Here is a 10,108-nt window from a genome sequence, read left to right on the forward strand (position 1 = left end):
GGCGGGCAGGGGTCCGGGCGGTCAGAAGGGCTGGTTGATGCCGAGCGCGAGCAGCAGGGTGCGCAGCTTGGCCGAGGTCTCGGCGAGTTCCGCCTCGGGGTCGGACCCGGTGACGATGCCGCCGCCCGCGAAGAGGTCGAGGGTGTCGCCGGCGATGTCGGCGCACCGGATGGTGACCACCCACTCGCCGTCGCCGCGGGCGTCGGTGTGGCCCACGGCCCCGGTGTAGAAGCCGCGGTCGAAGGGCTCGGTGGCGGCGATGGCGGCGCGCGCGTCGGCGGTGGGGGTGCCGCAGACGGCCGGTGTGGGGTGCAGGGCGCGCACCAGCCGCGCCGACGGCGTTGCGGGGTCGCGCAGCTCCCCCGAGATCCGGGTGGACAGGTGCCACATGGTGGCGGTGCGGACGAGCTCGGGTTCGGGCGGGACGCGCAGCGACCGGCAGAAGGGGCGCAGGCCGTCGGCCACGGCGTCGACCACGACGGCGTGCTCGTAGCGGTCCTTGTCCGAGGCGAGGAGGGCGACGGCGCGCTGCTGGTCCTTGGTGGGATCGGCGCTGCGCTGCGCGGAGCCGGCCAGCGGGTTGGCGGTGACGGCGGCCCCGCTCTTGGCGACGAGCAGTTCGGGGCTGGCGCCGACGAGGGTGCGGGCCGCCGGGCCGGCCGCGGGCAGGTCCAGGGCGAAGGTGAAGCCGGAGGGGTCGCGCCAGGCGAGGTTGCGCAGCAGCTGCGGCACGTCGACGGGGCCGGGCCCGGTCAGCCGCAGGGACCGGGCCAGCACCACCTTGCGCAGGCCGCCGCCCGGTTCGCCGCCGTCGCCCGCATCGGCGTCGGCGAGGAGCTTGAGGATCTGCTCGACGCCGGCGATGTGGTCGGCGGGATCGGGCAGGGGCCGGGCCGACCAGGGTCCGGGCAGGGGGCGCTGCCCGCGGCCGGATGTGCGGCCGGAGGCGAGGGCGGGCGCGCGGCGCAGGACCTCGGGGACCACGACGCGGGCGGGCGCGGCGTCGTCGAAGGGGATGGCGCCGATGGCGACGGGGGGTGCGCCGCCGTCGGTCGTGGTCTCGCCCAGCACGGCCAGGGCGTCGTCGAGGTCGTCGACGGCGGTGACGACGCCGTCGCCGAGGAGAGTGCCGTTGGGGGAGGCGAAGAAGGATGCCCCGGGCCGGTAGGCGGCGAGCAGGTCCGCCGCGTCCGGGTCGGGGGTCGCGGCGCGCTGATGGAACACCGGTCGGCCTCTTTTCCGCGCTGTGGGGTGGTCGTGGAGGGATGGGGGTTCGGCCGCGCGGGGGTGCCGGACGCAGCACGGGCGCCGTGGATAGGACAAGCAAACCTTACCAAGGTTAACCTTACCTAAGCCGACGCCCGTAGAAGTTTCGGTCGGCACGGCGCACCGTGTCAACCCGCAACAGGAAGACAAATCGCACAGGCGCCGGGGGCGCTGTCCCTCAGCGCTCTTCGAGGCGCGGGAAGACGACCTGCTTGAGCACGAGGGTCACCGCCGCCGCGACCGGGATCGCGATGAGCGCCCCCACCAGCCCCAGCAGCGCACCGCCGAGCAGCGCCGCGGTGATCGTCACCGTGGGGGCGACATCGACCGAGCGGCGCATTACGCGCGGCGCGATGACGTAGCTCTCGATCTGCTGGTAGACGATGAAGAACACCAGGGTCACCGCACCGAGGCGGAGGTCCCCCACCGCCACCACCAGGGTGGCCGCGAGCGCGCCGATGGTGGTCCCGATCAGCGGGATGAGCGCGGTCACCGCCACGACCAGCGCCAGGGTCAGGGCGTATCCCGAGCCGATCACGGTCAGGAACACCAGCGCCACGACCCCGCCGATGAGCGCCACCAGCAGCTGCCCGCCGATGTAGCCGCCCACCCGGGCGATGATCTCGTCGCCCAGCTCGCGCACGCCCGCCCGCCGCGAGCGCGGCACCAGCCGGTAGCCCACCTCGGTGATCCCGGGCAGCGAGGCCATGAAGAACAGGGTCAGGACGAGCACGGTGAAGGTCGCGATGAGCGAGTTCAGCACGGCCTGGCCGACACCGAAGACCCCGCCGAACACGCGCTGCCCGAAGTCGGCGCTGGTGACGAAGTGCTGGACCTGTCCGAGCACGTTGAAGCGGCGGTCCAGGTCGGCGAAGAGCCGGTTGTCGCCCAGCTGCCGGACGAGGTCGGGGGCGTTGGCGATGAACTCGCCGGCCTGCTGGGTCAGCGGCGGCACGAGGGTCCACACGAACGCGGTGACGAACGCGATCAGCGCCAGGCAGACGGTGAGGATGGCCGCCCAGCGGGGCAGCCCGCGCCGGTGCAGGAACTCGATCAACGGGTTGAGGCCCACGGCCAGGAAGAGCGCGACGAGGATGTTGATGAACAGGCCGTGGACCCCGATGAGCGCCTGCACCAGCAGCCAGGCGGTCAGCACGCCCAGCGCGCCGGTGAACCCGAGGGTGAAGTAGTTCAGCCGGCCGGAACCCAGGGGCGAGGTCCGATGGGCCCGGTTCTCGGCCTCGGCCATGACCGACGCGGCGGGCGCCCCTGCGTGCTCCTGCCCCTCGGCAGGGGCGTGCGCCCCGGTGCCCGGGACCGGCTCCGCACCGCCGCGGCCGCCTTCACCGGTCCCCTGCCTGTTCTCCTCCGACCCCTGGGCCATGTGGCATCTCCGCACGTGGATGGTGCGCTTCACGCTAGCGGAATCGGCGCGGCAACGGGCGGCGCCGCACGAGGGTGTCCCGCAGCCGCCGACCCGCTGGCGATATGAAAATGATTATCATTTTGGATAGGCTGCTGCCCCGACCGATCCATCCAGGCCGCCCCGCTCCGCCGGGCGGCGAGCACGGCAGGAGAACACCATGTCCCGCGTCTGCCAGGTGACCGGCAAGCGGCCCGCCACCGGCAACAACGTCTCCCACTCCCACCGGCGCACCAAGCGGCGCTTCGAGCCCAACCTCCAGACCAGGCGCTACTGGCTGCCGTCCGAGAACCGGCACGTGCGGCTGCGGATCAGCGCCAAGGGGATGAAGGTGGTCGACCGGCGCGGCATCGAGCGCGTCGTCGCCGACATCCGCGCGCGCGGCGGGAAGGTCTGAACCGTGGCCAAGAAGAGCAAGATCGCGCGCAACGAGCAGCGCGCCCGCGTCGTCGCCCTCTACGCCGAGCGCCGCGCGGCGCTCAAGCGGATCATCGCCCACCCCGATACCCCGCCGCAGGAGCGGGCGCAGGCGGTGACCGCGCTGAACCGCCAGCCGCGCGACGCCTCCCGGGTGCGGCTGCGCAACCGCGACTCCGTCGACGGCCGGCCGCGCGGCTACATCCGCAAGGCCGGGGTCTCCCGCATCCGCTTCCGTGAGATGGCCCACCGGGGCGAGCTCCCGGGAATCACCAAGTCCAGCTGGTAGGGCCCGCCGCGGCGGCGCCCGCCGGTCAGCCCCTGTCCCGGCCCGGAGCGGACGGGAGGGTCAGGGTCATCAGGGCGCCGCCGAGGGCGGGGCTCTCCCCCGCCGTGAGCGTGCCGCCGTGCGCGACCGCGATCTCGCGGCAGATGGCCAGCCCCAGCCCGCTGCCGCCCGGATCGCGCTCGCGCGACTCCTCCAGCCGGGCGAACCGCTCGAACACCCGCTCGCGGTCCCCGGGCGCGATCCCGTTGCCGTCGTCGTGGACCTCCAGCACGGCCTCGCCCTCCCGCGACCGCACCACCACCGTGATCCGTGAGCGGGCGTGTCGGCGGGCGTTGGCCAAGAGGTTGTCGAGCAGCCGGGCCAGCCGCAGCCGGTTGCCCCGCGCGACGACCCCCGCTTCGGCGTCCACACCGGCCTCGATCCCCTCGGTGGGCCGGGCGGCCTCGTCGGCGGCCAGCACGCCGAGGTCCACCGGCCGCCACTCGGTGGCGACGTCGGCGTCGATCCGGGCCAGTTCCAGCAGGTCGCCGACGATGCGCTGGAGGCGCTCCACGTCGGCCAGCACGGCCGCCAGCGCCCCCCGCGGATCGCCGCCGGTGGGGTCGTCCAGCTCCACCTCCAGCCGGGTGCGCAGCCCGGCGATGGGGTTGCGCAGCTCGTGGGAGGCGTCGGAGACGAAGCTGCGCTGGCGGGCGAGGGCGCCCTCCAGCCGGTCCAAGGTCTCGTTTCCGGTGCGTGCGAGGTCGGCCAGCTCGTCGCCCGACTCGGGCACCCGCAGCCGGTGGCCCGGCTCGGAGGCGCTGAAGCGTTCGAGGTCGGCGCGGATGCGCTCGACCGGGCGCAGGGTGCGCCCCACCCCCACCCAGGTCAGCAGAGCCGCCACCGCCACCAGGCCGATGGTGAAGGAACCGAGCAGGATCTCCAGGGTGTAGCCGGTGAGGAGGGAGGGCTGGGGGGTGGCGCCATAGACGATGACGTCGCCGTAGGCGGTCGCGCGGGTGTGGATACCGACGACCGTGTAGCAGCGCTGCCGGTGGCCGGTGCAGTAGGAGCTCTCCACCTGGAGGTCCGCGCCCCTGGGGCGGACTGTGCTCAACGGCTTCGATGTGCTCACGACGGCGCTGGCCGCGACGACGCGGCCGTGTGTGTCCACGATCTGGAGCCGCACGATGCCCGCCTGCGGCGGAATGGGGCCGGGGAAGCGCTTGTCGTGCGTCTGGGCGATGACGGCGCGCGCGCCTCCGGAGGCAAGGTCGATCAGCTCGCGTTCGATCGTGTTCCGGCCCACGACGGAGGTGGTCGTGAAGGCCAGCACGACGAAGACGGTGATCATGACCATCGATCCCGTCGTCACGCGTGCACGGATCGACCGGGGCCGTAACCGCCTCCCCTGCGCCATGGGCCTCCAGATCCCCGGGGTGCGACTGATCCCCGGCATCCTTCCCCCGAACCGGGAAGGGCAAGGTCAGGTGCGGCCCAAGAAAGGGTCGGCCGAGGGCGCAGGGGGGCGGCGGGGTCAGCGCTTCCTGCTGTTGTCGGGGTAGGGCAGCAGCGCCATCTCGCGCGCGTTCTTGATCGCCGCGGCGATCTTCCGCTGCTGGGGCGCCGTCACGCGCGTGACCCGTCGGCTGCGGATCTTGCCCTTGTCGGAGATGAATCTGCGCAGCAGGTCGGTGTCCTTGTAGTCGATGTGGTCGACGCCGTGCAGCGGATTGGCGAACCGGCGCTGCTGCGCCCGGGGTCGTGCCGGCATGTGTGCTCCTCGCGGGGTCGGTGGGGTCGGTGGGGTCGGCGGGGGTGCGGTGGGCAGGCGGTGGTCACGCGGTGGGGTCGAGGACGTCGGCGAAGGGGTCGTCGGCGCGGTCCACGGCGGCGCCGACGGCCATCTCCTCCTCGGTCAGCAGGCAGGAGTCGAGCACGTCGACCAGCCGGTCGGTGTCGAGGCCCACCCCGGTGAAGGAGATGCACTGGCAGCGGTCGCCGCACACCTCGGACCAGTCCAGCGACGCGGCGGCGCGGCGGTGGTCGGAGACCATCTCCCAGGCGGCGTCGGGCAGCGCGGCCAGCCAGGGACCGGCGGGCTGCATGGCCAGCGAGGCGCCCGCAGCGTCCCACACCAGCAGCGTGTCGGGGTGGCTGGCCAGCCAGAAGCGGCCGCGGCTGCGCAGGGAGGCCGCCACGACGTCGTCGAGCGCCGCGTGCAGCCGGGCGGGGTGCATCGGCCGGGACCGGCGCCAGGTGACGGTGCGGACGTCGCCCATCTCGCAGTGGTCGGGCGGCTGGGCGGTGGCGGGGTCCATGCGGGCCGCCGCCGCTTCGGTGTCGAAGCTTCCGTCGGTGAGGTCGATGAGCGAGGCGCGCTCGACGGACACGACGGCGGCCGCCGGGTTGAGCTGGGCGAGCACGGCGGCGCACCGTGCGCCCGCCTCCGGGTCGCGGCCGGCGCCGTAGAGGGCGAGCGCGGTGGGGTACTCGATCTGCTGGGCCAGGACCTCGGCCACCGTGCGCTCGTCCTCGGTGGCGATGTCGAGCCGCCGGTCGGCCATGTCCTCGGTGCTGGAGAGGTCGGCCACCAGCCGGTCGGCGGCCACGGCGGTGAGGACCGAGGTCAGGTGGAGCCAGTGCGTGACGGGGCGGCCGTTGACGACGGTGTGGGTGAGCGCCTCGGCGATCGGCCGGGGCTCCACGCCGTCCCAGGCCTCGACGATGTGGAGGCCGTGCTCGCCGCGTTCGGCGAGGTCGCACAGCAGGGGGACGAGGTCCTCGCGCAGGGTGCAGGAGACGCAGGCGTGCACGAGGTCGACGGGGCTGCGGTCGATCTCGCCCCAGCGGTCGCGGACGACCCGTTCGACGCGGCCTTCGGCGATCCGGCTGAGGTCGTGGTGGACGGCGATGGCGCCGGGGTCGGCGAGCAGCAGGCGGTCGACGGCGCGGGTCCGGGCTTCGGGATGCAGCCCGGCGACCAGCGCCACCCGCGCGGGGAGGGCCGTGGTCATCGGCGGAACCTCCTTGGAGGGAGATCGATGGACGATTGAAAATGATTATCATTATCTTACCGCCCAAGCGACCGCCGGCCGACACCACCCGCCGGGAATTCTGCCGAAACCAGCGCACACGACGCTCCGTCACGATTTAATGACTCCTGGTATTGCATCATCGCCCATGACACACCGGGAGAGAACATGTGCAAGCGGCGGACATCGGCCATGGTCGCGACCCTGCTGGCGGTGGGCGCCGGCACGCTGGTCACAGCCCCTGCCACGCACGCGGGCGAGAGCCCCGGGGCCACGCTCCAACTGTCGATGGAGGTCGGCCCGGAGTCCGGGGGCGAGCGGTCGGACGTGACACTCGACTGCAACCCCAGCGGCGGCTCGCATCCGAAGGCCGACTCCTCGTGCGCCTCACTCGAAGCCGTCGGCGGCAAGTTCGCCGACCTTCCCGAGCGCGGGTCCATGTGCACCAGGGAGTACGACCCCGTGACGGTCCGCGCCACGGGCCGGTGGAACGGCGAGCCCGTCGACTACACCGAGGAGTTCGGCAACCGTTGCGCCGCGGCCGACGGCACCGACGGGGTGTTCGGGTTCTGAACGACGGCGGCTGATGCGCCCACCCCGTGGATCGCGCAATACTGGAAAGGAACCTTTCAGTAGATCCGGGCGGGGCGGTGAGACGGTGAACGCGGCGGATCCGGCCGAGGGGACCCTGGAGCCCCGGCGCAATGCGTCGATCTCGCTGCGCCGCGCCCTGGCGATCCTGGAGTACGTGCGCGCGCGGCCGGCCGGCGACGGCGAGGTCACGCTGAGCCTGCTGGCCGACGCCGTCGGCGTGAACAAGAGCTCGGTGCTGCGGCTGGCCGCCCCGCTGCTGGAGTCCGGGCTGCTGGTCCGCGACCGGCGCACCGGCCGGTTCCGGCTGGGGCCCGCGGCGCTCGCGCTCGGGCAGGCCTACCTCGACCAGCTCGACCTGCGCTCGGTGGCGGCGCGCCACCTGCGCGACCTGGTGCGCTGCACCGGCCACGCCTGCCACCTGGGGGTCCTGGAGGGCCGCGACGCCGTGGTGGTCGTGGCCGCCGGCACCGCCGCGACCGTACGCACCCCGGCCGGGCTGCGGGTGCCCGCCCACCGCTCCGCAGCGGGGAAGGCGATCCTGGCGTTCGGCCCGCCCGACCTCGTGGACGACGTGCTCGGAGCGGGCCTGGCCGCCGCGACCGCGAAGACGATCACCGACCCCGAGGCGCTACGGGCCGAGCTGCGGCGGGTGCGCAGGCGCGGCTACGCCGTCGAGGACCGCGAGAACGACCCCGGGGTGCGGTGCGTGGCGGCCCCGGTGTTCGACCACGACCGCGAGCCCGTGGCGGCGGTCGGCGCGGCGGCACCGCCGCGCGGGCTTCCGGTGGCGCGGGTGCGGGAGCTGGGCCCCCGGGTGGCGGCGGTGGCGGCGCGGATAACGGCCGACCTGGGGACCCGCCCCGGTGCCCACTCGTAGGTGCGGGCGGGTCGCCGGGTCCCGGTGCTCACTCGTAAGGATCCGGCGGGTTCTCGACCGCGGTCATGTCCTCGACGCTGAAGCGGTGGTCGCGCACGCTCTGGAGGTCGCCGTCGGGGTCCTGCCAGGTGCCCTGGACGGTCCACCAGGTGTCCTTCTCGGGCGGCTCGGTGCCGGGGAACTCGGTGACGAGCACGCGGTTGACGATGGCGTCGGCCGCGCAGCACGCCATCTGGAGCCGGGCGAGGTACCAGCCGTTGTCGGGGCCGTCGGGGTGGGGGACCACGAACCCGGTGAGCTTGATGGTGCGATCGGCCATGGCGCGGTCCTCATCGGTCCAGGCGCGCATGACGAACTCCTGGAGCTTGAGCTCGACCGGGGCGGAGGAGGCGGGGTCGCCCAGGTCGCCGAAGTCGCCGGACGAGGAAGAGGAGGAGCTCGGCGGGGCGGAGGAGGCGGCGTTCTCGGCGGTGTAGGCGCCCAGAGCGGGCGGCGCGATGACGAACACCGACACGACGGGCAGGAGCAGCAGCCAGGCGACGCGGGGGGCGGTGGCGTGGTCGTGGCCGCCGTGGTCGCCGTCCGCCGGGGCGCCGTGGCCGCCTTCGGCCCCGGGCTCGCCCCGGACCGCCAGCCGCAGCTCCGACACGATCACCGCCAGGCCAAGGGCCACGAGCACGACGCCTGAGGCGATCAGGAACGGCCGGAACCACGCCTGCACGTAGTTGAGGTAGAGGTCGGTGAACACGGTGCTGGTGAGGGCGGCCGTGCCCAGCAGCACGAGCACCATGCCCTGCGCGATGCGGTTCACAGGAGCAGTCCTCCGATCAGGAAGCTGAAGGCCAGGGTGGCCGCGAGGGTCAGCGGGACGAAGCGGCGGACGAAGCCCCAGCCGAACGTGCCGGCCTGCAACGCGATGAGCTTGAGGTCGACCATGGGCCCGACCACCAGGAACGCGAGCTTGGCGGTGGGCGAGAACTCGGTGAGGCTGATGGCGACGAACGCGTCGGCCTCGGAGCAGATGGACAGCAGGATCGCCAGCAGCGCCAGCACCAGCACCGACACCACGGGGCGATCGGCGACCGCGGCCACCCACTCGCGCGGCACGATGACGTTGAGCGTGGCGGCGGCCAGCCCGCCCACGATCAGGAAGCCGCCCGCGTGCATGAGGTCGTGCACCATCGACTCCTGGAAGACCCGCCACTTGGAGGCCGAGGGATCGTGGTGGGTGCGGGGCGGGCGCAGCCAGTCGGTGCGGCCGAAGCGCGCCCAGACCCAGCCGACCACCACCGCCGCGCCCAGCGAGGCCGCGAAGCGGGCGGCCACCATCTCGGGCTGCCCGGCGAAGGCGACGGCGGTGGCCACCAGCACCACCGGGTTGATCGCGGGCGCGGCCAGCAGGAAGGTCAGCGCCGCCGCCGGCGCCACCCCGCGCTTGATCAGCCCCCCGGCGACCGGGACCGAGGCGCATTCGCAGCCGGGCAGGACGGCTCCGGCCAGGCCGGCCACCGGCACCGCTGCGGCCGTGTTGCGCGGGAACACCCGCTGGTAGAAGGACGCCGGGACGAACGCGGTGAGCGCGGCCGACAGGGCCACCCCGAAGACCAGGAACGGCAGCGCCTGGAGGCTGATCGCGGTGAAGATGGTGGCCCAGGCGAGAAAGGCCTCGCCGGTGAGGGTGTCGGAGATCCAGGCGTTGCCGAAGGCGAGCAACATGAGGAACACCGCGAAGCCCCACACCGTGGCGACGCGCCGCGGGCCGCGCGGGCGCCCCCAATCGGCGGGCGGGAGGTCGTCGCGGGCTTCCCAGTCGCTGACCAGGGAATCACCCAGTGAGGCGGTCGCGGGGGGCACCGGTCCCGCGGGCTTGTCGGGCACGCTTGTTCTCCGTCGTCGTGGTGGGTTACCACGCATAGTACCGAGAACCGTTTTCATTGCGTCCTTTTCCCCACAGGCCCCAACCGGCGCGTCGCGGCCCGCCCCCGCGGGGGCCGCGCTTCCCCACGGGGATATGTGGGAGTGCCACACCCGGTCGACGGACCACATGGGGTCATCACATATGGCGTGGATCACACCATGCGTTTAGCGTTCCGGGCATGGACACCCTGGACCTGCGGGGCCGCACGGCCCTGGTGACCGGAGCCGCCGGCGGGATCGGCCGCGCGTGCGCGCGGCGGCTGGCCGCCGCCGGCGCCCGGCTCCACCTGACCGACATCGACGCCGCGGCC

The 10,108-nt window shown here is 73.5% G+C and carries 12 protein-coding genes; 5 read left to right on the forward strand and 7 right to left on the reverse strand.

The features are described from left to right. Positions 1-21 precede the first annotated feature (21 nt). On the reverse strand, positions 22-1,224 hold the full coding sequence (locus tag ACFOVU_RS08530; protein WP_378531574.1) for an isochorismate synthase: 1,203 nt from the start codon (positions 1,222-1,224) through the stop codon (positions 22-24). A 220-nt stretch (positions 1,225-1,444) separates the two neighbouring features. Continuing rightward, a complete protein-coding gene (locus ACFOVU_RS08535) occupies positions 1,445-2,650 on the reverse strand; it encodes an AI-2E family transporter (RefSeq protein ID WP_378531576.1) in 1,206 nt (401 codons plus the stop codon). A gap of 199 nt (positions 2,651-2,849) precedes the next feature. Here ACFOVU_RS08535 and rpmB point away from each other — a divergent pair, with 199 nt between their 5' ends. Together rpmB and rpsN are read left to right on the forward strand one after the other, a co-directional pair. Next, positions 2,850-3,086 (forward strand): 50S ribosomal protein L28, encoded by a 237-nt coding sequence (gene rpmB, locus ACFOVU_RS08540; protein WP_378531578.1) that lies wholly within the window; start codon positions 2,850-2,852, stop codon positions 3,084-3,086. A 3-nt stretch (positions 3,087-3,089) separates the two neighbouring features. Continuing rightward, positions 3,090-3,395, forward strand: a complete 306-nt coding sequence (gene rpsN, locus ACFOVU_RS08545) for a 30S ribosomal protein S14 (RefSeq protein ID WP_378531579.1) — start codon at positions 3,090-3,092, stop codon at positions 3,393-3,395. 25 nt (positions 3,396-3,420) lie between these two features. Here rpsN and ACFOVU_RS08550 read toward each other — a convergent pair whose 3' ends face one another. The 3 genes from ACFOVU_RS08550 to ACFOVU_RS08560 form a co-directional block, all read right to left on the reverse strand. Then, complete coding sequence (locus ACFOVU_RS08550; protein ID WP_378531581.1) at positions 3,421-4,749, reverse strand: sensor histidine kinase; 1,329 nt, start codon at positions 4,747-4,749, stop codon at positions 3,421-3,423. Between the two features lie 162 nt (positions 4,750-4,911). Then, the gene (gene rpsR, locus ACFOVU_RS08555; protein WP_378531583.1) at positions 4,912-5,148 is read right to left on the reverse strand and encodes a 30S ribosomal protein S18; all 237 of its coding nucleotides are present in this window, start codon (positions 5,146-5,148) and stop codon (positions 4,912-4,914) included. Positions 5,149-5,212: 64 nt separating this feature from the next. Continuing rightward, positions 5,213-6,391, reverse strand: a complete 1,179-nt coding sequence (locus ACFOVU_RS08560; protein ID WP_378531585.1) for a CobW family GTP-binding protein — start codon at positions 6,389-6,391, stop codon at positions 5,213-5,215. 186 nt (positions 6,392-6,577) lie between these two features. On the opposite strand from ACFOVU_RS08560, the gene ACFOVU_RS08565 reads away from it, so the two are divergent. After that, positions 6,578-6,982, forward strand: a complete 405-nt coding sequence (locus tag ACFOVU_RS08565; RefSeq protein WP_378531587.1) for an SSI family serine proteinase inhibitor — start codon at positions 6,578-6,580, stop codon at positions 6,980-6,982. 85 nt (positions 6,983-7,067) lie between these two features. Next, positions 7,068-7,880, forward strand: coding sequence for an IclR family transcriptional regulator (locus ACFOVU_RS08570; protein ID WP_378531589.1), 813 nt, complete (start codon positions 7,068-7,070; stop codon positions 7,878-7,880). 28 nt (positions 7,881-7,908) lie between these two features. Here the strand turns inward: ACFOVU_RS08570 and ACFOVU_RS08575 are convergent, their stop codons facing one another. Continuing rightward, positions 7,909-8,691, reverse strand: a complete 783-nt coding sequence (locus ACFOVU_RS08575) for a TIGR03943 family putative permease subunit (protein WP_378531590.1) — start codon at positions 8,689-8,691, stop codon at positions 7,909-7,911. Then, positions 8,688-9,758 (reverse strand): permease, encoded by a 1,071-nt coding sequence (locus ACFOVU_RS08580; RefSeq protein ID WP_378531592.1) that lies wholly within the window; start codon positions 9,756-9,758, stop codon positions 8,688-8,690. The genes ACFOVU_RS08575 and ACFOVU_RS08580 overlap by 4 nt, the downstream gene beginning before the upstream one ends. 218 nt (positions 9,759-9,976) lie before the next feature. Between ACFOVU_RS08580 and ACFOVU_RS08585 the strand changes: the two genes are divergently transcribed. Continuing rightward, positions 9,977-10,108 (forward strand): SDR family NAD(P)-dependent oxidoreductase (locus tag ACFOVU_RS08585; protein WP_378531614.1); only part of this gene is annotated, 132 nt, incomplete at its 3' end.

The organism is Nocardiopsis sediminis (assembly GCF_042650565.1).
Lineage (GTDB): Bacteria > Actinomycetota > Actinomycetes > Streptosporangiales > Streptosporangiaceae > Nocardiopsis_B > Nocardiopsis_B sediminis.